Origin of the sequence: Legionella beliardensis, assembly GCF_900452395.1 — a bacterium.
Classification (GTDB): Bacteria; Pseudomonadota; Gammaproteobacteria; order Legionellales; family Legionellaceae; genus Legionella_C; species Legionella_C beliardensis.
Map to the genome: position 1 here is coordinate 1667897 of NZ_UGNV01000001.1, position 22525 is coordinate 1690421.

The following is a 22525-nucleotide window of genomic DNA, read 5'->3' on the forward strand; positions in this document are numbered from 1 at the left end:
CTCTTTTCGTTTTAAAAGGTCAGATCTATCAAATTGTGAATCTATACAAAGCTTACTTGGTTATCCGCTTACATCCTGATCAGTTGATTATCACTACGTTGTAATAGAAATCTTCTAATTAAGAAGCTAACTCAGCGATTTACTCCTAACTAACTTGAATACAATATCCGGTAACATGCGCAGCATTGATACAGGATCTAAGTTAAACAAGATGAATTAAATAAGTCATCCTTTTTATAACTAACATAAATTTTATGAGAAATGAATAGCAAGCGCACACTTCTTCGAGCAAGCAAGCTATTTTATTATAGACAAAGAGTTAATTTTTTAAGTATTTCTTACCCAAATCCGTTTAGGTAGATAAGGAATGGATAATTGAGTCAATGACTGCTTTTGGATTCGCAGCACGTGTAATAGGCCTACCAATCACTAAATAATCACTGCCCATTTTTATTGCTTGCTCTGGGCTGGTGATCCGTATTTGATCATCAACACCGCTATGAGGTAAACGTATACCAGGCGTGACCGCTAAAAAAGATGGGCCGCAAAGGGATTTAACGAGGGGAGCCTCATGAGCAGAACAGACAACGCCATCAAGGCCTGCTTGATAAGTAAGTTTTGTTAAACGTATGATCTGCTCTTCTAAAGGGGAAATAATACCCATGGCAGGTAAATCTTCGGCAGCCATACTTGTTAACACAGTGACACCAATTAATAAGGGCTTACGCAGACCGTAAGGTGTAAGTGCCTCTCTTGCCGCTTGCATCATTTTTAAACCACCGGATGCATGAACATTAACCATCCAAACACCTAACTCAGCCGCGGCTCGGCAAGCATGTGCTACTGTGTTGGGAATATCATGAAATTTTAAATCAAGAAACACGTTGAAATTTTGTTTAATTAAATGCCGAACGAAATCTGCTCCAAACAATGTAAACATTTCACTACCTATTTTTACAGCGCAGTGCTCAGGGTTTACATCCTTAATTAATGCTAATGCCTCTGCTTGATTAAAAAAATCGAGCGCTATAATAATTTTAGTGTTCATCTAGCTAGCCACTTTCATTTCATTAAGGCAGTATTTTAATGCATTTACTATGGTCTGCTGCTCATTAATACTTAAATAAGGATGCATAGGTAAACTAATCACATGCTTACTCGCTTGCTCTGCATGCGGAAAATCACCTATTTTATACCCTAAATGAGCTAATGCTTCTTGTTGATGCATGGCGATTGGATAATGGATAGCTGTTGGGATTCCAAGCTGTTGTAGCTGAACTTGAAATTCATCGCGGTGGGGTACCTCAATCGTGTATTGGGCATAAACACTTTTATTATTAGGTAGAATGCAAGGGATGTTTACAACATCAGCAAGCAACGTATTATATTGAGTAGCCACTGAGTTTCGTAACTCAATCTCATGGGCAAATAATTTCATTTTCTCAATCAAAATTGCAGCCTGGATGGTATCCATGCGCCCATTAAGGCCAATACGTTTATGATGATAACGTACGTCCTGACCATGGTTGCGAATTTCACGTAACTTTATAGCAAGCTCATCACTATCGGTAAAACAAGCGCCTGAATCACCATAGCCGCCTAAAGGCTTTGATGGGAAGAAGCTAGTGCAGCCAATCGTGGATAATGCACACGAATAGTGACCAAAATGAGTAGCTCCAAAACTTTGGGCGCCATCTTCTATAACTGGGATTTGATATTTATTAGCAATTGCATTAATAGCAGCCATGTTTGCACATTGGCCATATAAACTAACTGGCATGATTGCTTTAGTTTTCTTGGTAATAGCTGCTTCAATTTTGTTAGAATCAATGTTATAAGTTAGTGGATCAATATCTACAAAAACAGGTTTAGCCTGACACAAAGCAATGACTTCTGCAGTCGCAAAAAAGCTGAAAGGGCTTGTAATAACTTCATCCCCTGGGCCTACATCCAAAGCTAATAAAGACATGAATAGTGCATCGGTACCACTTGCATTAACTACAGCATGTTTCACACCAATAAAATCAGCTAATTTTTTTTCTAAAATTGTGATTTCTGGACCCATAACATATTGACCATGATTCAGTACATTTTGGATGCTATTTAAAATATCTGTCTCAATTAATTTATATTGCTTTTTTAAATCAATAAATTGCATAAAATTCTCTAATGTTTAACAACTTTAGTAGGTAGCTATAACAAGTTTTGCCTAAGATATAAGAAAAATTCAATTAGTCACCTTCTAACCCATAAACAGGCTTCATTTTACCCCACTGCTTACAACTTGGGCAATGCCAGTGCAAATGCTTACCTCCAAAACCACAGTACCCACAGCGATATTTGGGCTTATTTTCTAAAAATTTACTCGTTATATTATATAAAATCTGTAATTTTGTTTTGACTTTGCCGTGTGCACTCTCTAAATGCCAAAAAATTAAGCGATTTAATCCTTTGATAGAAGGATAAGTGCTTAATTTTTCCGAGACAAAATCAATGGCAGTATCTATATTTTCTTCTTTTTGTAGGTGATCTGCAATAACAAAAATAGTTGAAGCGCGGGGATTAGATAATAATGTTTGCTGTAAATATTCTATGCATTCATTCATTGCATCTAATTGACGATAGCAAAACACGAGAGGCTCAATAATTTCAGCTAAAAAATCAGGATCTTGCAAAGGAACTCGTTTCAATGAGCGAAGCGCTTGTTTATAGCGAGCATTTTTAATGTCTAGCGATGCCTGTAGTAAACTTGCTCGGACAGATTCTTTATCAATAAGCAGGGCTTGGCGCGTAGCACTTTGGGCTTTATCAAGTAAATTAGCTTTCAATGCTTGTTCAGCAATTTCACAGTAATAATGGGCTGCTTGATGGTTTAAACTTTGTCCGGTAGAGCACTCTAATTTCTGAATTATTTCTAGTGCTTTTTCCCAGGCCTTCTCTTGTTGATAAATAGCTAATAATCCATGAAGGCTATTTATTTCTTGGTTACCGCCTAATTTAACTGCCTCTAAGAAAATACGCTCTGCTCTATCGAAAACACCAGCACTCATATAATCTTGACCAAGAGCACGTAATGCTTCTTGACGCTCGGTTAGACTTAATTGTGGCCTTGCTATAAGATTTTGATGAATTCGAATTGCCCTATCAACTTCACCACGACGTCGAAATAAGCTACCTAGTGCTAAATGAGTTTCTACAGTTTCACTATCAACATCTAGTAGCCTAATGAAAATATCTACTGCTTTATCAGGTTGCTCATTTAGTAAATAATTTAAGCCTACGACATATTCACGCGAGAGGTAATTACCACTTTTTGATCCTTTAAGTGAATAATTACGGCTAGCAACCCACCAGCCAGATAATGCTGCAGCAGGTAATAATAACGGCCATAAGTTAATCATTAAAGAATCCCTATCAGAACCAATAGAAGCAAGTTATTTTAATGTGTTTTAAGCTAGTTTTGCTAGTATTATCTGCTTTACTATCAATTTAAATTTAAACCGCTTAAATAAAAGCAATAGACTTACTAATCGGAAGACTCACAACTATGAAAATAATCTAGTAGACAGGAATAATCAGGGTTGATCTTTCAGAGGCATCGTTCGCAAATTTTTAATTTCTTTTTCAGTAATCTTTAGTTGATTTCTTATTTTTAAACACGCCATTTTAAGACGCCAATAACGGCTTAAGAAAAGCAAAAAACCAATAATAAGCCCAATACCTAAGGTTAATGCCATTAATACTGAAATGGGCAGAGTCAGAGTAGTTACATAAAAATTAACCTGCACTGAAGCTGCATTTAAAGCAGCAAAGCTTATACCTAATAGTATTAATAATAAATATAATATAATCATTATTATACGCATCAATTAATCCTTTTGTAGACTACAAAAATAATCTATTTGAGCTCTTTAGAATGAAGCATGAACAAAGTAAAGAATTAGAATAATATTATTTTTTGATTAAAGTAAAAAATAAAAAGCGTAGTGGCCTACGCTTTTTATCATCATTAAATCAAACTATTCTGCTTCTTTATGAGCCATTTTTTCTTTAAGTAAATCACCTAAAGTGGTTGAAGCAACTTCACTGCGTGAATATTTTTTAATTGCTTCTGCTTGGTCATGAGCATCTTTTGCTTTGATTGAAAGAGATACAATGCGGCTCTTTTTGTCAATATTAACAATTTTAGCTTCTACTTCATCACCTTCTTTAAAGCAAGTAGTTGCATCATCAACGCGGTCTTCAGATAATTCATTAGCCCGAATAGTACCAATTACTTCACGGCCTAAGTCTACCGTTACCGTTTTTGGCTCAACGCCAACTACTTTGCCTTTAACAATTGCACCCTTATTGTATTCTTCCACAAAAGTAGCAAAAGAATCACCTTCTAATTGTTTCAGACCTAAAGAAATACGCTCTCTTTCTGGATCAATAGCTAATATGACTGCTTCCAGCTCTTGGCCTTTCTTAAACTGCTTAACTGCCTCTTCACCTGGTGTAGTCCAGGAAATATCAGATAAGTGAACAAGCCCATCAATATCACCATCAAGTCCAATGAAGATACCAAAGTCAGTAATTGAACGGATTTTACCGGTTACTTTCTGACCTTTATTGTGAGTTTGGGCAAATTGATGCCAAGGGTTGCCTACGCACTGCTTCATACCTAGAGAAATTCGACGACGCTCTTCATCAATTTCGAGTACCATAACATCAACGATATCACCCATTGAAACAACTTTACTTGGATGAACGTTTTTGTTTGTCCAATCCATTTCAGACATATGGACTAAGCCTTCTACACCCTCTTCAATCTCTACAAAACAACCATAATCGGTGATATTAGTTACTTTACCCTGCATTTTCTTACCAACTGGGTAACGTTCTACTAAATCAACCCATGGATCATTTCCAAGTTGTTTCATACCTAATGAAACGCGATTACGCTCGCTATCAAAGCTTAATACTTTAACTTTAACATCTTGACCTACAGTAAGAACTTCACTTGGGTGTTTTACTCGTTTCCAAGAAATATCAGTAATATGTAATAAGCCGTCAATGCCACCTAAATCAATAAATGCACCGTAATCTGTGAGGTTTTTGACGATACCATGTAGAATTTGTCCATCGTGCAATGAATCCAATAATGCTTGTCTATCAGCACTACTTTCTTCTTCTACAACAGCGCGACGTGAAACAACAATATTATTGCGTTTCAAGTCCATTTTAATTACTTTGAACTCAAGTTCTTTACCTTCGAGGTAAGACGGATCGCGAACAGGTCTGACGTCAACCAAAGAACCGGGCAAGAATGCTCTTATTGTGCCAATCTCAACTGTAAAACCACCTTTAACTTTACCAGAAATTAAACCAGTAACTGTATCGTTATTTTCATGTGATTTTGATAGTTTACGCCATGCTTCTTGACGTTTTGCTTTTTCCCGGGAAAGCAATGTTTCACCGAAACCATCTTCAACAGAATCTAGAGCAACTTCAACTGTATCCCCAACATGGATTTCTAACTTACCATTTTTATCTTGGAACTCTTCTACCGCTACAATTCCTTCAGATTTCAAGCCAGCATTTAGGGTTACATAATCATCATCAATATCAATAACTTTTGCAGTAATTATGGCACCAGGATAAAATTGAGCACCGGCGATGCTTTGCTCGAATAACTCTTTGAAACTTTCAGACATGTTAATTAACTCTCTAGTAAAAAAAATAGCCATGTGACATCCAAATCACAAAGCCTCCCAATATTTAATTCAGATTATCTTTTATAATAAATAAAATCATTTAACTTAACTATAAATGATATTAATTCTGAATCGCACCACAAGCATTACTGAAAAAACGGGTGCTTGTTCACTAATTTTAAAACATTATTGAACACTTGTACAATCGTTAATCCAGTTGTATCAATAAGAATTGCATCTGCAGCTGGCATTAAAGGCGCATGTTGACGTCCAGTATCACGCTCATCCCGCATTTTTAACTCATTAATAACTTCGGCGAGGCTAACATCAATTCCAGATTCTTTCAACTGTAAGTAGCGTCTATTTGCCCTAACCTCGGCTGAGGCATATAAATATAACTTAAGAATTGCATCAGGAAAAACGACTGTACCCATATCACGCCCATCGGTTACTAACCCTGGTAATTTGGCAAAAGCACGCTGTCTCGCTAGTAATGCCTCTCTAACTTCGGGAATAACAGCAATCTTTGAGGCATCTTGTCCACATTGCTCACTTCGAACTTCCTTGTAAACATCGTTATTATCTAAAATAACGCTGCATTTTAAGTGAGGATCAGTCTCAAATTTAACATTTAAATGATGAGCAAGGTTGACCATACTGTTTATATCATTAAAATCAATCGCTTTTTTTCTAGCAGCATAAGCAAGCACTCTATAAATCGAGCCACTATCAAGAACATGCCAATTTAGATGATCGGCTAACCTATAACAAATGGTGCCTTTTCCTGTACCACTAGGGCCATCAATGGTAATAACAGGAATTAACTTACTTGACTGCATGACGTTGTTCCTTGATAGCTAACTGAATCATGTTAGCTGTATTAACAAAAGTTGGAAATGACGTGGCGACATTTTCACAGTTTTTTATAATAATTTCATTCTTAGCAGCCGCGCCTGCAATAGCAAACGCCATCGCTATGCGGTGATCGTGATAACTGTCTATCTCGCCACCTTGTAGCGTACCGCCATTAATAAATACGCCGTCATAAAATGCTTGTGCTTCTATACCGAGTCGTTGCAAGCCATCAACCATAGCGCTAATTCTGTCACTTTCTTTATTACGTAATTCCTTAGCCCCATGTAACCTCGTTTGTCCTTTTGCACACGCAGCCGCAATAAATATAATAGGAAATTCATCAATCGCTAATGGTACCAAGGCTGTAGGAATATCAATTCCTTCTAAAGGCGCATACTGAACATGTAAATCAGCAACTAATTCCTCGCCATAAAGTCTTTTATTTTTAAGCTCAATCTTTGCACCCATCTGTTGTAGAATTTGAATAATTCCAGTACGTGTTGGATTTATTCCTACATTTCTTATTAAGATATCTGAATCAGGAATGAGCGTTGCTGCAACGATAAAAAAGGCTGCTGATGAAATATCACCTGGTACAATGACATCCGTACCAATACAGGTTGCTTCCGAGTTAATAATAATTTTATTCTCAGACTTACTGATAGGATAAGAAAAAGCCGTTAGCATTCTTTCAGTATGATCACGGGTTAAACCAGGTTCTATAACTGTTGTCTCCCCTGAGGCGTATAAACCTGCTAAGAGTAAAGAAGATTTAACTTGGGCGCTTGCCTCAGGCATTTCATAGGTAATGCCTGTTAGCGATTGTCCCCCTTTGATAGATAAAGGTGGCTTTCCTTCCGTCGTATCAATGTCAGCCCCCATTTGCGTAAGGGGCCGGCTAATTCTTTCCATGGGCCTTTTAAGTAAACTTGCATCGCCAGTAAGCACGCTATCAAATGATTGAGCAGCTAATAATCCTGCTAGAAGTCGGATACTGGTACCTGAATTACCACAATCAATGACCTCGGCAGGGGCTTGCAAACCATGTTTACCAACCCCTTGAATAATGACCCGCTGTGCTATGGGGCCTTCAATGGCTACGCCCATTAGGCGAAATGCATTTAAAGTGGCTAAACAATCTTCACCATCTAAAAAGCCATTAATTGTCGTTGTGCCTTCTGCAATAGCACCAAACATAATTGCCCGATGCGAAATAGATTTATCGCCAGGAACAGTAATATCCCCTCGTAACTGCTGAACTGGGCTACTGACATAATCGAACGTATTCATAAATATTGTTCCTTGGCAAAATCATGCATAAATTGAATTAAAGTCTCAACTCCGGCAAGTGGCATCGAATTATATATACTTGCTCTTAAGCCTCCTACCATGCGGTGGCCCTTTAATGCCAATAAGCCTCTGTTACGTGCTTTTTTAAGAAACAAATCGTTAAGTTCTGGGCGAGATAAATTAAAGCAAATATTTAAAAACGAGCGAGCCTTCTTATCAATATTGCATTGATAAAAGGGCTCGTTATCGATATAGGTATATAATTTTTCCGCTTTTTTACAATTTTGCTCGTAAAGTTTTTGCACGCCACCTTGCTTTGCAATCCACTTAAACATCTTTAAAGCTAAATAGCAATTAAGGGTAGGCGGGGTTGCGTACAGGGATTTATACTGAGCATGAATGCGAAAATCAAGCATTGTTGGTAATTTAGTCTCTTTAATCTTATGGATTAAATCGTCTCGTATAATAACCACAGTTAAGCCTGCATTAGCAATATTTTTTTGCGCACCGGCAAAAATTAAATCATAGTCATTAATATTAATTGGTTCAGCTAATAAACAAGACGTCATATCAGCAATGACAGGAATCATGCCATGTTTAGGGGGAAAAGCAACCCGTACACCGTTTATTGTTTCATTGGGTGTGTAATAGATATAAGACGTATTTTCTTTAAATTGCCATGCTTGCTTTGCTGGTATTGATAAAAATTGATTCGCTTCACTAGAGGCAATGACATAAGCTTGCTTAAGGTGCTTTGCTTCTTCGTAAGCCATTAATGACCATATGCCTGTTATAAGAAAGCCAGATTGCTCATTATCTGCAACTAAATTCATTGGAATCATGCTAAATTGGGTACGGGCAGCACCACCTAAAAATAAAACATGATAGGTTGCAGGGATGGATAAGAGCTGGCGTAATAATTGCTCAGCTTCCGCCATAAGCGACATGAATTCTTCAGTTCGGTGTCCTACTTCCATAACCGACATGCCTAACCCTTGCCAATTTAATAGTTCCTCTTGTGCCTCACGTAATATTTCCTCAGGCAACATGGCGGGGCCTGCGCCAAAATTATAGCCCCTATTCATCAATCATTTCTTCAGCAACTGCTAAGTCTGGCTCTTCATCAAGCTCAACAATACGTTGCATTCCTACAACTTGCTCACCTGTATGTAAATTCATTAAGCGCACGCCCTGTGTATTTCTACCAATGACCGACAATTCATCTACTCTAAACCGCACCAATGTGCCTTTATCCGTAATTAGCATTGCTTCATCCCCTGCTTCTACCTGCAGGGCACGAACCACTTTACCATTACGTTCATTTACTTGGATGGAAATAACACCTTGTCCTCCGCGGCCAGAAATTCGATACTCGGCAATATTGGTTCGCTTGCCATACCCGTTTTCAGTTGCAGTTAGAATTGTTCCTTCGGATTTAGCAACAACAAGTGAAATAACAGATTGATCATCACTTAAACGAATACCTCTCACGCCCCTGGCTGTTCTACCCATAGGCCTAACTAATTTTTCGTCAAAGCGAATGACTTTACCCGCATCGGTAAATAACATGATATCTTTGCTGCCATCTGTAATATCTACCCCTACTAAGCGATCAGCTTCACCAAGATCAACGGCAATGATTCCATTAGAACGCGGCCTGCTGAAAGCTTCTAGAGGAACTTTCTTAACCGTACCATGCTTAGTAGCCATAAATACAAAATAGCCTTCGTCATAGCTACGTACAGGCAACATGGCGTTAATTGCTTCACCTGGTGCTAAAGGCAGGATATTAATAATAGGCTTACCACGTGAAATGCGGCTTGCTAATGGCAATTGATAAGCCTTTAGCCAATAAAGTTTACCGTGATTAGAAAAACACAATAACGTATCATGCGTGCTAGCAATTACTAATTTTTCAATAAAATCTTCATCTTTAACATTGGTTGCAGATTTACCCTTACCACCGCGGCGCTGAGCTTGATAGGCCGATAAAGGCTGGTATTTGACATAACCTTCATGCGATAAAGTCACCACCACATCTTCTTCGGTAATTAAATCCTCAATGGTTAAATCTTCTTGCGAGGCAATTACTTCCGTGCGGCGCGTATCACCAAATTGATTTCTAATATCTACAAGCTCATTATAAATAACTGTTAACAACCTATCAGGTGAGGCAAGAATATCGAGTAAGTCTTTAATATGTGCCAAAAGCTGCTCAAATTCTTTGATTATTTTATCTTGCTCTAACGCCGTTAAACGATGTAGTCTTAATTCTAAAATAGCTTGGGCTTGCTCTGGCGATAAACGATAACCCTCGTCACTTAAACCATATTCTGCAGATAAATTATCTGGGCGACAGGCGTCACTGCCTGCAGTTTGCAACATACTTTTTACTAAGCCAGAATTCCAAGTTTTTGCTAATAAGCGTTCTTTAGCATCATGCGGAGTTGGCGATTCCTTAATTAACGCTATCATTTCATCAATATTTGCTAGAGCAATGCCTAACCCTTCTAATAAATGGGCTCTGTCCCGTGCTTTCTTGAGTTCAAAAATAGTTCGTCTGGTTACTACTTCGCGACGATGCTTAATAAAGTATTCTAAGACTTGCTTTAAATTTAAGGTACGCGGTTGCCCATCAACAAGAGCTACCATATTAATACCAAATACATTTTGCATTTGCGTATGGGCATAAAGGTTATTTAAGATAACTTCTGCTACTTCACCACGCTTTAGCTCTATTACCACGCGCATACCTTGTTTATCTGACTCATCGCGCAAGCCAGATATCCCTTCTATTTTCTTTTCCCTGACTAATTCCGCAATTTTTTCTATTAAACGGGCTTTATTTACTTGGTAAGGTAGCTCCGTAATAATAATAGCTTGCCTGCCTGAATGCTGATCAGTTTCAATGTCAGTACGAGCTCGAATAAATAGCCGACCACGACCTGTGTGGTAAGCTTGGACAATACCAGCCCTGCCATTAATGATGGCCGCTGTAGGAAAATCAGGGGCAGGTATATACTCCATTAAGTCATCGATACTTAAGCTTGGGTCTTGAATTAAAGCAATACATGCATTAATGACTTCGGTTAAATTATGCGGCGGGATATTAGTAGCCATCCCTACTGCGATGCCTGAAGAGCCATTAATTAATAAATTAGGTACACGGGTAGGTAAAACCGAAGGCGCAAACTCTGTTTCATCATAGTTAGGCACAAAATCAACGGTGTCTTTATCTAAATCTGCTAATAAGGCATGTGCAAGCTTTGACATGCGTATCTCAGTATAACGCATAGCTGCAGCCCGATCGCCATCAACTGACCCAAAGTTTCCCTGACCATCAACCAATAAATAACGCATTGAAAAAGGTTGGGCCATACGGACAATGGTATCATAAACTGCAGTATCACCATGCGGATGGTATTTACCAATCACATCCCCTACTACGCGTGCTGATTTTTTATAGGCTTTATTCCAGTCATTACCTAGCTCACTCATTGCAAATAGTACACGCCTATGCACAGGCTTCAAACCATCCCGTACATCTGGCAAGGCCCGGCCTACAATAACACTCATTGCATAGTCAAGATAGGACTGCTTTAGCTCATCTTCAATATTAACTGATATAATTTCTTTGGCAGAATAAACCATGGGGAAGAAAGATCCTTATGCAATTTTTAGATAAAATAAAATCCTATAAGGATACCATAATGCCAGCCTCAATTGAATCAGACAAATCAGCTATGTACATCTTTCTGGTAAAAATCCTTTTCTCTTAAGCTTAATGAACCTGATTGCGGCACTAAATCTCTAACCAACTTTCGTATCCTAAACGAATATTAATCCGTAAAATGGGAAAACATTATACAGATCTAGATTAAAATGATTAATTTCCCATAAAAAATTCTTCATTTTAGTGGAATTTCAGTATAATAGCTCTTTTCTTAAGATAGGATGCACCTAGCTATTTTAGAGCTTTAAAGGGGGGTTTAATATATTAAAGTTTGATCACTAATTATTCAAATTATAATATAATTAACCATCAAGTGTAAAAAAAATTGTAGACTGTAGAAAAGCATTTTTATATAGTCTTGTGCACTAACGCATCCAGGCTCTCAAGCCATTACTCAGGAGACGCTATGACCGAAAAGTTTGCCAAACTTAGCCTAGAGGGCCACGAGCCGGTAGAATTACCTATTTATAGCCCTACACTTGGTAATGATGTTATTGATATTAATAACTTAAGCCGGGTTGGTTTATTTACTTTTGATCCAGGGTTTGTTTCAACTGCTGCTTGCGAATCTAAGATTACCTTTATTGATGGCGATAAGGGTGTATTACTTTATCGAGGTTATCCTATTGAGCAATTAGCTGAGAAAAAAGATTTTCTGGATGTGAGTTATTTATTATTAAATGGCGAATTACCAAACGAAGAAGAGAAAAAAGACTTCGTTAGCCTGATTAATAACCATACCATGGTACATCAACAAATGTACCAATTTTTAAATGGCTTTCGACGTGACGCTCATCCCATGGCAATTATGGTAGGTATTGTGGGTGCCTTATCCGCTTTTTATCATGACTCCATGGATTTAACGAACCAATATGACAGGTATATTTCTGCAATACGATTAATCGCTAAAATGCCTACTCTTGCTGCCATGAGCTATAAATACTCAATAGGCCAGCCCTATATGTATCCTTTAAATAAAATGTCATATGCAGAAAATTTTCTGCATATGATGTTTGGTGTGCCCACAGAAAATGTGACACCTAATCCAATTATTGTTAATGCAATGGATACTATTTTTACCTTACATGCTGATCATGAGCAAAATGCCTCAACATCAACAGTAAGACTTGCAGGCTCAACAGGCGCTAATCCATTTGCTTGTATATCTGCGGGAATTGGTGCGCTTTGGGGTCCTGCCCATGGTGGTGCCAATGAAGCGTGCCTCAACATGCTACAAAACATTGGTGATGTTAAAAATATTAATCACTATATTAAGCGAGCTAAGGATAAAGATGATCCATTTCGCTTAATGGGCTTTGGCCATAGGGTTTATAAAAGCTATGACCCCCGTGCTAAGGTTATGCGCAAGACTTGCCATGCTGTATTACAAGCAGTAGGCGCGCTTGATTCACCACTTTTTAAATTAGCTATGGAACTTGAGCGTATTGCGCTTGAAGATGATTATTTTATTGATAAAAAGCTTTATCCAAATGTGGATTTTTATTCAGGATTAACTTTAAGCGCTATCGGCATTCCAACCAATATGTTTACTGTTATTTTTGCGCTAGCAAGAACAGTAGGCTGGATGTCTCATTGGATGGAAATGGTGGCTAGCCGCTCTAAACTCGGCCGTCCCCGCCAGCTATATACAGGCGAGAAAGAAAGAGATGTGCCTTAGGCTTAATTTTCCTATTGTTAAAAGCGCCCAGCCAAGCTAGGATTGGGCGTTCCAATCAACTTTTCTACTTAATACCTAAATAATTGATTTGACCGCTGTGACTCGGCATCTGTATCAGTGGCTCTTTTGGTAAATAAATTATATTTTTTAGCATAACTAAGATCAGATTCTCCTTCCCTTTTTGCCAGCTTTAAATAGACATTGCGGGTTGTTTCAGCAGCCAAATGTTGCTCTCGTTGATAGGCTTTAATGGCGGCAACAGCGAGTTGATTATTATTTTCCCTGGCAATCATTAAAGCATTTTTATTGGCGTCATTTTGCCAGGTTACACATGCACCTGCTTGTAGCAATAATGTGATTAACTCGCTGTCTTTTTTATGGTACTTACAAGCAAGCATCAGCGGCGTATTACCCTTAAGATTAGAATGATTAATTTTTATAAAGGGATGGGTCAGCAATAACTTAACTAACGCTGTATTCCCTGCTTTACATGCAAGACCAAGTACTGTTGTTTGATTAATTACACAAGTATTAATATCTAAGCCTTTTGCATTCATTAAAGCAATTAATATTGCTTTTTGATTTCTTCTAACACAAGACAGTAGCACACCTTTAATCTGCTCTAAAGTCAGGTAACTACGCCTACTGCTATTATGTAGCCTTATTAATTCTTCAAAACTATATTCATCACCGCTTTGAATACAAATATCGATAAAGCTATAGTCACGGCTATTTTTATGAAAAAAATGTTTATAAGTTAGGGAATAACTACTATTTAATTTTTCTAAGCGCAATCTTAAAGATTTATTCTCGGTAGAAATAAAATCGAGATTAAATATAAGATTACCCGATTCTTCAAAACTATCTTTTAACTGACTACTCAATTGTGCACTATCAAGCACAAGATAAGGATAATAAGTAGATTGCTCATACAGGTAATTAATATCAATAAATAACCAATAATTTGCTGCTTTTTTTAATCCAACCGCGTGACTTTCATTACTAACAACCATAGCTAAATGATCATTTTTTTTTATCAGCAAACTTAGTTGGTTAAAGAAATCTGTAGTATGGGTCAACGATTCAAACGCCACAGTCTTAGCAAAAATACGCTTAACAGGCTGCGTAATGCAGCCTTGTTGTGCTGCAGCAATAATATGATTAATGTTTACTTGTGTTAACCGCCTTGCATAAACATCTTCATAAGCGTCTGGTGATTGTGCCATACAAATCATTTCAATAAATGATTTGATTTCTAGTAGTTGATAGTCTTGCCATTTAATGGGTTGTTTATGTTTAACTTTATAAGTAATCGCATCAGTTTTTGGTAAAATCTGCCCTTTTTCTCGTCTAATTAAGTTAAGACGCTCATAAAACTCCTCTGCCTGTAGCAATGCCACCTCTTGCGCCCAGGTAATTGTAAAACCAAAGCAAATTCCTTGTTCAGGTCGGTAGTTAAAATGCTGCAATAAAGCAAGTAAATCATCGTGACTTAGCTTATTAGAAGATAAGCCTACGTGAGGAGGTAACAAGCGAGATTTAATTAACACCCCGAGCGCGAGAATAAACAGCAGCAAATAAATAAGATAAGCCATGTCGTTTACCCAGGAAGTCCCTTTAAAAAATCAAAACATAGTTTTGAATTAAATGTAAATAGATAAAAATAGAAAACGCCTGTATCTGCTAAATAAACTTTATTTAATACGCATCGGCTAAATACTTATTGATGACGCTTAGCATGAAACCAATTAAGCGCCAGCACAGTAGCGGCATCAATTAGTTGCATACCATCCATAAGTTGATAAACTTTTTCACGCTTTATAACGTGAGTCATGATTTCTTCATCATCTACGCCATGTAATTTACAGCTAGGCAACTCATTTACTTCAGCATAAAAAAGATAATTTTTCTCAGTTAGAAGGCCTGGGCTTTTGTATACAGTAGCAATAAGTTGAATGTCTTTAATTTCAATTCCTGTCTCTTCTTTCACTTCACGATAGGCAGCTTTTTTAGGACATTCTGCTTTATCAATGTTTCCGGCTACACATTCTAAGGTAAAGCAATCATCTTCAATTTTATTAAGAAATACACCCACCCGAAATTGTTGGCATAGTATAAAACTATCTTTAGCTGGTACATAAAGAAGAACCGATACTGAGTCATTTGTGTTTATTACTTCTCGATCATTGATTGCAATATAGTCCTTCTGAGAAGATAAGCTAGGCACTTTAAGACTAAGCTTAGAAATTTTCAAATAACCATCATGTAACGTTTGTTGATTTATAATCTTTACTTTTTTATTCATTTTTCTAATCCGTATTATTTTTAACTAGCTTAGTCGAATTAGCCGGAAAAAAGGATAGGGTGGATGTTAAGTCATTAATTTTTAAATATAAAAAAATTAAAAAACTACACAAATGCTTACATTTATGACATGATACGCCTGCAAATTTTAACTTATTTTTTAGGAATATTATGAAAGTAAAACAAAAAGGACTAATCTCTTTAGCGGCACTCGTCTTGTCTTCTGCTACTTATGCAACTGATTTATTAGCAACAAGACATTATGAGTTTGAACCAAATCAAGGGAAAGTATTAACGAATCCCTTTTTGTGGCAGCTCACTATGACATGTACTTTATCTACCCAAGATGAGAAGAGTTCTCTAACAGCTCACATGCTAAAGTACACAGGCATTGTTAATAATCATGTTCTTAAAGAGGGTGAAGAAGTTAGCCTTGATATCAAAGATCAAGATACCTTAAATATTAGTGTCGATGGCAGTGCGCAAGTAGAAATCACCAATCATGGCGCTTCAGTTATTACAGCGGATTGTGAGTTATAAATAGAACAGAGCATGCTCAGTTGAATATTACTCTTAAAGCTGAAGCATGCTTGATTTAAGAAAAGTGGTTATAACCCATACACTCAAAAGGAGCTTATGCAATCGAATACGAATTGTATTCTATTTGCTCCTTTTCTTTTTTCTCTTCAGGAGCCCACAGGCCATATATACCTGGCGATTTTATAATTGTTTTTTCCATTACATAATCGAAGTACCCAGGCGCATGAACCTCATCATAAGGGACTTTTTTCATTACTTGAAACCCTTGCTTTTTATAGAAGTTAACTGCCTTTTCATTATCAACATCGACCTCTAATTCTAGCCCAGAAATATTTTTCTCTTTTAAATACGAGTAGCATTGCTGTAATAAAATTGTCCCTAATCCTTTCCCTTGCTCTTCTTGTATTAGATAAATTTGATCTAAAAAAGCTGGTTTCTTATTCTCCTTAGGTAAAATGATATGTGCATAACCAACCATATTATTTTGTGAATTAGTAACAACCCATAATCTACGATTTATATCTTTAAGATAAGATTGAACCTTTTCTATTGAAAATCGGTCAGCAATTTCATGTGCAATAGCTTCTTCTCCCTGTTTAGCGATGTAGCTTGGGTAAGTTTCTCGCCAAGTTTTAATGATCAACGCGTGCAATTCTTTGCAATCTTTCTCTTCTGCTACACGAATTTCCATGGATTTAATAGCTCCTGATTTACATTTAACTAGGTAACACGTCCTTAAATAGCATGCGATAAGTTTTTAATCGCTTACCTTAAAGTCAAAATTCTTGATTATCTACATCTTCGTTTGTAATTTCTCCGTTAATTGATAAAGAAGAAATAGCTAGTGCTGGTGGTTTAAAGAAAGCAGCATTTTTAGCGATATTGCTTTTATGAGCTACGTCATAAAACACTTTTAATTCTTGTTTTAAATTAGGAAAATCCTTAGTTGTTCATCCTAAGGATAAACCTAAAAATATTTCATGTAAATTTAATAAATTGTTTATCTATAAAAAAAGAAAAGTCACGGAAGCTATTGGGCATTATTAGATTTATCGAACAAAAAAAAAAAATTATAATGACTGATAGCTAGCTGGTAAATAAAATCTGAAGCTAATATTAAAGCTAGCTTTACAGCCATTATTTATTTTATTTGCAAGTGAACGTCAATCTTGAAATAGTCAAAAATAAATTAACGCCCTCAACCGCTGCGAAAAAGTCATTTACATGATGTTACAATTGATGCCATTTACCAATTCATTTTCACCTTCAAAGCCTTCCTCTACAATAAGATTGGGGTTATTTTGAATAGTATTACTAATAAATTCAATGACATTATCTATCTCTGAAATTATTCCCATGTGCGGTAAAGGGAATTGATCTGCTCCAAAATAATCGATTAATTTCTGCCCTAATACCTCTAACTCATCATTTGTGTCCCAACTGATGTCCCATATTATTCTGAAATATTTTTGATAGGAGCTTTCTTTAATTGTATTTAATAAACTTAATAGTTGGTTCGCTGTGGTAATTTTTTCATGACTTTTAATAGAAGCAACAAAATGATTATTCAGAGCATTTGAATGAAGTTCTTTTTTTACTTGCTTTTCATTTTGAAATATCGTTAAAAATAAACTAAATTTATGGCCTTGTGCCTGCGCTATTATGCCAATTGGTGTATCTATATCAAAATAAATATAAAAACCCAGTAAGTCATTGTGGCTACCATACATTCCTCCGATACGCAGGAGCACAGGGCAAATAGGCTGTTTGGCTAATTCTTCAAAATTACAAGTTAGCTCTTGTGGCGTATAGGCGTTTGCTAAGGCAAGCTTTAAAAATCTGGTCGACAGATCATTAAAATGCTTACCAGCTAAATGATTTGGCAGATATTTTTGCGCATAAAGTATAATTTTCAACAAATGTACTCTTAATAATGCTACTCCTTCTATTAAGTCTTGAACTTCATCATATGATTGCTCATCTGATCCAAGATCGGCACCATCATTGAAAATAAAGTTGTAAAAAAAATCCCCTTGATACTCTAATTGGCCATGGTGAGAAAATCTATCGTTTAAAAGTTCTAATTGGCAGAGCCTATCATTCAAGATATTTAATTGACGTGAGAATTTTTCAGAGTGAGACGCTTTAAAAAAGAGCGCATTGACATTAGAAAATGAATTTAATGTTTTTTTATCTAAAAATGTTTGCAGATTTTTTATGCTATAGATGGGCAAATCATTTATCATAAAAAACCCCTTTAAAACAAAGAAAATTTTAAAATTATCTTATAAACTTTTTTGCAACACAATCACCTGTGTACACGTCCTGGATGAGACTCTTTTAAAACAAAAGCAGCAATGATCAAGCTTATTAAGAAGCAACAAGGCATAACCAGTAAGGCTTTATTGTAACTAGCAACTGTATAGATATGTACACCATTAATTGCTTGCCAATCATTGCTATGGTGCAAAAATACGCCAACTAGCGGTTGAAATACAGCACCACCTATAAGCACCGATAAATTATTAAAACCTGAGGCTGTGCCAACTAATTCGGCTGGATTATTGTCTTTTACAACAGCAAAACTAACCGTCTGGCCGCCTGCGCCTAAACCTAAGATAAAGAGAATTAAGTACATCCAACCTAAAGTAACACCAGGAATATATAATAAGAATATTGTTGCAGCTAGGCCTAACACAGCACTAGTAATTAACGAAAAGCGGCGACTGTACACCCTGTCACTTAACCAACCCAGAAGCGGGCTGCCAACACCAATCCCCAACCAAATCATACTGCATAATCCTGAAGCAGCAATCACACTGATTTGAAATTTTTGCTGTAAATAAGGAACACCCCATAATGCTGCAAAAACTGCAATTGGCGTCCATATAGCGCAAGAATAAATACCAATAACCCAAGTATATGCTCGGCCACAAACTGCAATAAGCCGCCGCCACTCATCGCGAATATGACGCTTTGCCACAAATTGAGTGGGTTGATGTGGGTAATCCCGAATAACCAGCCAAATTAGTAAAGCGAGTAAAAGGCCAATTAACGCTAAAATAAAGCTAGCTTCTCGCCAACCTACTGCTTCAATTAAAGCAGCAAGAGGCATTTCACCAAACATCGCACCTACTGAGCTCATCAATTGAGCAATTCCTGCTAGTAGCGCAAATTGCTGAGGCGGAAACCAACGCGATACTAAAACTAATACACCAATAAACGAGAAAGCCGACCCTATACCTATTAAAAAACGCCCTAAGGCTGCAGTAAATAAGCTATCGGTAGAGGCAAAGAAAAATGAGCCTACAGCGCATAATATAAGCGCAAAGGTCATTAATTTTCTTGGGCCATAGCGATCAAACAATAAACCGGCAGGTAATTGCATGGGCGCATAGGCATAAAAATAAAAAGCAGAAACTATACCAAAACCCGCAGCCCCCACGCTAAATGTTTGCATCATTGAATCTGCCATAACACTTGGTGCTACTTGCAGAACAAATTCATACAAATAAAAGGTCGCTGATAATAAAAAGATTATGTAGGCATCCAATTTATAGCTATGCCTAATTTTTATGTCCTGTGCTTGCAAAATATTTTCTTTGTTTAAATTAAAACGCACATTACACCGCAAGCGAATTTCGTTTGTCAATCCCCGCTGGATAGATTACACCTAATATTGCAGGATAATTTGCACCAGTAATTGCTTTTAAGTCTAAGGGAACTTGATTTAGTGTTTTATCAGCAAGCCAAGCCATCATTAATGCTTCAATAAAATCGGGATTACAATTAACCGCTTGTGTAGATAAAACAGGTACTTGCGGCAATAATTGGGCAAGCTCTTTTAATAGTAACTGATTATGAGCACCACCCCCACAAACAAATAAGTGTTTAGGTTTTGCCGACTTAGTATTAATACTAGTTGCAATAGATACCGCTGTTAGCTGCAATAACGTTGCCTGTATATCAACAGGTTTATACTCAGAGTGACAGTACTTGCTTAGCCATTCTAAGGAAAAATATTCTCTACCAATACTTTTAGGTGATGTGCGTAAAAGATAGGGATCTTGTAATAAATCATTTAATAAAGGCTCAATGACATTACCTTGTGATGCCCAATTACCATTTTGGTCATAATCCTGTTTTAAATGCTGATAGATCCAGGCATCCATTAAACAGTTCCCAGGACCTACATCAAAACCACAAACGTTAAATTCATCTTTAAGATAAGTTAAATTTGCTATACCACCAATATTTACAACAGCTAAAGGATAACCAAAATCCTTAAAAATAGCCTGGTGATAAACAGGTGCAAAAGGAGCACCTTGTCCCCCTACTACTAAATCCCGCGTTCTAAAATCAGCGACAACTGTAATTCCTGTCATTTCGGCAATAGTATGGGCACAGCCTAATTGCACCGTATATGGAATATCAGTCATGGTATTATGACAAAGTGTTTGCCCATGGCTGCCAATGGCAATAATATTTTGTGCAGAGTGATTACTTTTTTCTAATAGCAACAGTACAGCGTTAGCAAACTCTCTTCCTAATAAGGTATGTAGTTGACTAAAATAGCCTAGGTCATGGGGCTGCATAGCAATTGACTCCCTAAGTCTTGCTTTAACATCTAAACTGTAGGGACAGGTCATGCCATAAAGAAATTCATTTTTAGTAAGATCAACGAGTGCAACGTCAATACCATCCATACTGGTTCCTGACATGATCCCAATATATAGCTCCATTCTAACCCGTACTCCTACATACAAAGCCTCAAAAGAAGTTTTTTCAAGTTAATTTAAGTAAAAGTGTCTGCAAAACAGCAGCTAAGCATTGCTCAGGGTTGTCTTCACCATTTTTACTTCGCCAAGCCACATGACCATCCGGCCTAACTAAGACCGCACCTGTCTTATCAATTTGGTATACATCTAACCAACGCCCCTCTGGATCATGTAGATCGCCACCTACTTTTCCTATACGATAACTTATTAATGGTAAATTTTTATACTTTAAAGCGGCTTTTTGCCATACATCTGTCTGATCTGAACTTAGCAATACAAATTTATTATCAAATAAATCAAGCGTTGACAGCCGTTGGTTATCTTTTTCTAGCACATAATAAGGAGCTCTACATCCAGGATAAGTTGATGGGCTATAGGTATAGACATCTTGAGCAGCTTGCGGCACTGCTTCAGCAATAACAGTACCCTCCTCATAACAAAAACCTAAATCTAGGCTAACCTGGTTAAGGTGCTCATGCTGTTCTTCAATTGCAGTCATCATTTCTTTAACATTGCCTGCATACATAGCTGTGAAAATCTTATTAAACCGCATAGCATTTTTAGCACTCCATTCTATGTTTTTACCAGCTATGGGTGCCCGCTCCTGAAAGTAAGTTTCTAATAACGCTTCATCAGCATAGCCTTTAATAACAGCTGCTAATTTCCAAGCAAGATTATGAGCATCTTGAATACCAGTATTCATGCCCAATCCACCTGTTGGTGGCAACCTATGAGCAGCATCACCTGCTAGAAAAATTCGCCCTTCATGGAATTGCTCTGCCACGAGTGCTGCCATTGTCCAAAATGCTTTATTAATTAGCTTAATATCAATTGTGTCATCTTGAAGGACAGTTTTAATTAACTGTATACAAAATTCATCTGTAAAGCTTTCTTTTGTCAAACCAGACTGAAGATCATAACGTGTACCTATCAACCACTTTTGTAACCCATCTTTTGCTAACAGGAAAGTGCCTCTAACATCCTCACGAGTAAAGATATAACCAACGCTAGGTCTGTCTTGAACATATTTTTCTAAATTCATTTCACAGTAAATATTACAAAACTCGCCTAAGTTATCTTGACCTTGCATAGGAATATTTAATAATTTACGAGTTGGACTAGAGGCTCCATCAGCCGCGACCAAATACTCTGAGGTTAATTGGTACCTTTTACCGGTTAATTTGTCTTCTACTGTTGTTACTACTTTATCCTTAGTTTGTTCTATATTAAGCATTGCAACATTAAAGTAATAACAAATTTCAGGATACGTTTTTACTTTATTTAAAAGTTCTTGCTCGACCCAATCTTGCGAAATTAGAGCGCCTGTTACTGGGCTATTTAAATTTGGCTTAGCTTCAGCGTTAACACGTTTTATTTCTTTTCCTTGTAACGATTCAAGCCAAATAAAGCGATGCGCCTCTTTAGGCAATTGTTGCTTTCGCAAAGCTGCATCAATTCCCCATAATCTAAAAATTTCCATGCTTCTTGTATTAACACCACGGGCCTTAGGATGATTAGTTGTGCTAGCGTGCCGCTCAATAAGAATACTTTTAATCCCATGACGAGCCAAACCAATCGCTGTGCTTAAGCCTACAGGGCCTGCGCCAATAATGACTACTTGAGCATTCGTTTCCATAAAACCTCTCTTAAT

General features: G+C 37.0%; 19 protein-coding genes. 2 read left to right on the forward strand and 17 right to left on the reverse strand.

Annotated elements, in window-relative coordinates:
- Positions 1-352: 352 nt before the first annotated feature.
- The 9 genes from pyrF to gyrA all read right to left on the reverse strand — a co-directional run bounded on the left by pyrF (position 353) and on the right by gyrA (position 11492).
- Positions 353-1048 (reverse strand): orotidine-5'-phosphate decarboxylase, encoded by a 696-nt coding sequence (gene pyrF, locus DYE47_RS07340; protein WP_115302651.1) that lies wholly within the window; start codon positions 1046-1048, stop codon positions 353-355.
- The gene (locus tag DYE47_RS07345) at positions 1049-2158 is read right to left on the reverse strand and encodes a DegT/DnrJ/EryC1/StrS family aminotransferase (protein WP_115302652.1); all 1110 of its coding nucleotides are present in this window, start codon (positions 2156-2158) and stop codon (positions 1049-1051) included.
- Positions 2159-2231: 73 nt separating this feature from the next.
- Positions 2232-3401, reverse strand: a complete 1170-nt coding sequence (gene lapB / locus DYE47_RS07350; RefSeq protein ID WP_115302653.1) for a lipopolysaccharide assembly protein LapB — start codon at positions 3399-3401, stop codon at positions 2232-2234.
- Between the two features lie 174 nt (positions 3402-3575).
- Positions 3576-3866, reverse strand: coding sequence for a lipopolysaccharide assembly protein LapA domain-containing protein (locus tag DYE47_RS07355; RefSeq protein ID WP_115302654.1), 291 nt, complete (start codon positions 3864-3866; stop codon positions 3576-3578).
- A gap of 153 nt (positions 3867-4019) precedes the next feature.
- Positions 4020-5696 carry a 30S ribosomal protein S1 gene (gene rpsA / locus DYE47_RS07360; RefSeq protein ID WP_115304036.1) on the reverse strand — a complete coding sequence of 559 codons (1677 nt, stop codon included), beginning with the start codon at positions 5694-5696 and terminating at the stop codon, positions 4020-4022.
- Between the two features lie 146 nt (positions 5697-5842).
- Positions 5843-6535, reverse strand: a complete 693-nt coding sequence (gene cmk / locus DYE47_RS07365; protein WP_115302655.1) for a (d)CMP kinase — start codon at positions 6533-6535, stop codon at positions 5843-5845.
- Positions 6522-7841 carry a 3-phosphoshikimate 1-carboxyvinyltransferase gene (gene aroA / locus DYE47_RS07370; RefSeq protein WP_115302656.1) on the reverse strand — a complete coding sequence of 440 codons (1320 nt, stop codon included), beginning with the start codon at positions 7839-7841 and terminating at the stop codon, positions 6522-6524. The genes cmk and aroA overlap by 14 nt, the downstream gene beginning before the upstream one ends.
- Positions 7838-8926, reverse strand: coding sequence for a 3-phosphoserine/phosphohydroxythreonine transaminase (gene serC / locus DYE47_RS07375; RefSeq protein ID WP_115302657.1), 1089 nt, complete (start codon positions 8924-8926; stop codon positions 7838-7840). Before serC ends, aroA begins: the two co-directional genes overlap by 4 nt.
- Positions 8919-11492 (reverse strand): DNA gyrase subunit A, encoded by a 2574-nt coding sequence (gene gyrA / locus DYE47_RS07380; RefSeq protein WP_115302658.1) that lies wholly within the window; start codon positions 11490-11492, stop codon positions 8919-8921. The genes serC and gyrA overlap by 8 nt, the downstream gene beginning before the upstream one ends.
- Before the next feature lie 488 nt (positions 11493-11980).
- On the opposite strand from gyrA, the gene gltA reads away from it, so the two are divergent.
- Entirely contained in the window at positions 11981-13252 is a 1272-nt protein-coding gene (gltA, locus tag DYE47_RS07385; RefSeq protein WP_115302659.1) for a citrate synthase, read from the forward strand.
- Between the two features lie 68 nt (positions 13253-13320).
- On the opposite strand, the gene DYE47_RS07390 is transcribed toward gltA, so the two are convergent.
- On the reverse strand, positions 13321-14847 hold the full coding sequence (locus DYE47_RS07390; RefSeq protein ID WP_115302660.1) for an ankyrin repeat domain-containing protein: 1527 nt from the start codon (positions 14845-14847) through the stop codon (positions 13321-13323).
- Between the two features lie 125 nt (positions 14848-14972).
- Entirely contained in the window at positions 14973-15557 is a 585-nt protein-coding gene (locus tag DYE47_RS07395; protein ID WP_115302661.1) for an NUDIX domain-containing protein, read from the reverse strand.
- Between the two features lie 170 nt (positions 15558-15727).
- On the opposite strand from DYE47_RS07395, the gene DYE47_RS07400 reads away from it, so the two are divergent.
- On the forward strand, positions 15728-16096 hold the full coding sequence (locus tag DYE47_RS07400; RefSeq protein WP_115302662.1) for a hypothetical protein: 369 nt from the start codon (positions 15728-15730) through the stop codon (positions 16094-16096).
- Positions 16097-16190: 94 nt separating this feature from the next.
- On the opposite strand, the gene DYE47_RS07405 is transcribed toward DYE47_RS07400, so the two are convergent.
- The 6 genes from DYE47_RS07405 to DYE47_RS07425 form a co-directional block, all read right to left on the reverse strand.
- Positions 16191-16787 carry a GNAT family N-acetyltransferase gene (locus tag DYE47_RS07405; RefSeq protein ID WP_115302663.1) on the reverse strand — a complete coding sequence of 199 codons (597 nt, stop codon included), beginning with the start codon at positions 16785-16787 and terminating at the stop codon, positions 16191-16193.
- Positions 16788-16872: 85 nt separating this feature from the next.
- Positions 16873-17007, reverse strand: coding sequence for a hypothetical protein (locus DYE47_RS16485; RefSeq protein WP_278043857.1), 135 nt, complete (start codon positions 17005-17007; stop codon positions 16873-16875).
- Positions 17008-17316: 309 nt separating this feature from the next.
- Positions 17317-18342: a hypothetical protein gene (locus DYE47_RS07410; RefSeq protein ID WP_115302664.1), complete on the reverse strand. Its 1026-nt coding sequence runs from the start codon at positions 18340-18342 to the stop codon at positions 17317-17319.
- A 62-nt stretch (positions 18343-18404) separates the two neighbouring features.
- Complete coding sequence (locus tag DYE47_RS07415) at positions 18405-19691, reverse strand: MFS transporter (protein ID WP_423202368.1); 1287 nt, start codon at positions 19689-19691, stop codon at positions 18405-18407.
- A 28-nt stretch (positions 19692-19719) separates the two neighbouring features.
- Positions 19720-20838, reverse strand: coding sequence for an anhydro-N-acetylmuramic acid kinase (locus DYE47_RS07420; RefSeq protein ID WP_115302665.1), 1119 nt, complete (start codon positions 20836-20838; stop codon positions 19720-19722).
- 43 nt (positions 20839-20881) lie between these two features.
- Positions 20882-22510 (reverse strand): FAD-dependent monooxygenase, encoded by a 1629-nt coding sequence (locus tag DYE47_RS07425; RefSeq protein WP_115302666.1) that lies wholly within the window; start codon positions 22508-22510, stop codon positions 20882-20884.
- Positions 22511-22525 lie beyond the last annotated feature (15 nt).

Excerpts from the sequence above, each read along its gene's own strand:
- gltA (WP_115302659.1), top strand. The coding sequence starts at position 11,981 with ATGACCGAAAAGTTTGCCAAACTTAGCCTAGAGGGCCACGAGCCGGTA.
- rpsA (WP_115304036.1), bottom strand. The coding sequence starts at position 5,696 with ATGTCTGAAAGTTTCAAAGAGTTATTCGAGCAAAGCATCGCCGGTGCT.
- DYE47_RS07410 (WP_115302664.1), bottom strand. The coding sequence starts at position 18,342 with ATGATAAATGATTTGCCCATCTATAGCATAAAAAATCTGCAAACATTT.
- DYE47_RS07395 (WP_115302661.1), bottom strand. The coding sequence starts at position 15,557 with ATGAATAAAAAAGTAAAGATTATAAATCAACAAACGTTACATGATGGT.
- serC (WP_115302657.1), bottom strand. The coding sequence starts at position 8,926 with ATGAATAGGGGCTATAATTTTGGCGCAGGCCCCGCCATGTTGCCTGAG.
- DYE47_RS07400 (WP_115302662.1), top strand. The coding sequence starts at position 15,728 with ATGAAAGTAAAACAAAAAGGACTAATCTCTTTAGCGGCACTCGTCTTG.
- cmk (WP_115302655.1), bottom strand. The coding sequence starts at position 6,535 with ATGCAGTCAAGTAAGTTAATTCCTGTTATTACCATTGATGGCCCTAGT.
- DYE47_RS07355 (WP_115302654.1), bottom strand. The coding sequence starts at position 3,866 with ATGCGTATAATAATGATTATATTATATTTATTATTAATACTATTAGGT.
- DYE47_RS07390 (WP_115302660.1), bottom strand. The coding sequence starts at position 14,847 with ATGGCTTATCTTATTTATTTGCTGCTGTTTATTCTCGCGCTCGGGGTG.
- DYE47_RS07425 (WP_115302666.1), bottom strand. The coding sequence starts at position 22,510 with ATGGAAACGAATGCTCAAGTAGTCATTATTGGCGCAGGCCCTGTAGGC.
- DYE47_RS07420 (WP_115302665.1), bottom strand. The coding sequence starts at position 20,838 with ATGGAGCTATATATTGGGATCATGTCAGGAACCAGTATGGATGGTATT.
- DYE47_RS07405 (WP_115302663.1), bottom strand. The coding sequence starts at position 16,787 with ATGGAAATTCGTGTAGCAGAAGAGAAAGATTGCAAAGAATTGCACGCG.
- lapB (WP_115302653.1), bottom strand. The coding sequence starts at position 3,401 with ATGATTAACTTATGGCCGTTATTATTACCTGCTGCAGCATTATCTGGC.
- aroA (WP_115302656.1), bottom strand. The coding sequence starts at position 7,841 with ATGAATACGTTCGATTATGTCAGTAGCCCAGTTCAGCAGTTACGAGGG.
- pyrF (WP_115302651.1), bottom strand. The coding sequence starts at position 1,048 with ATGAACACTAAAATTATTATAGCGCTCGATTTTTTTAATCAAGCAGAG.
- DYE47_RS07345 (WP_115302652.1), bottom strand. The coding sequence starts at position 2,158 with ATGCAATTTATTGATTTAAAAAAGCAATATAAATTAATTGAGACAGAT.
- gyrA (WP_115302658.1), bottom strand. The coding sequence starts at position 11,492 with ATGGTTTATTCTGCCAAAGAAATTATATCAGTTAATATTGAAGATGAG.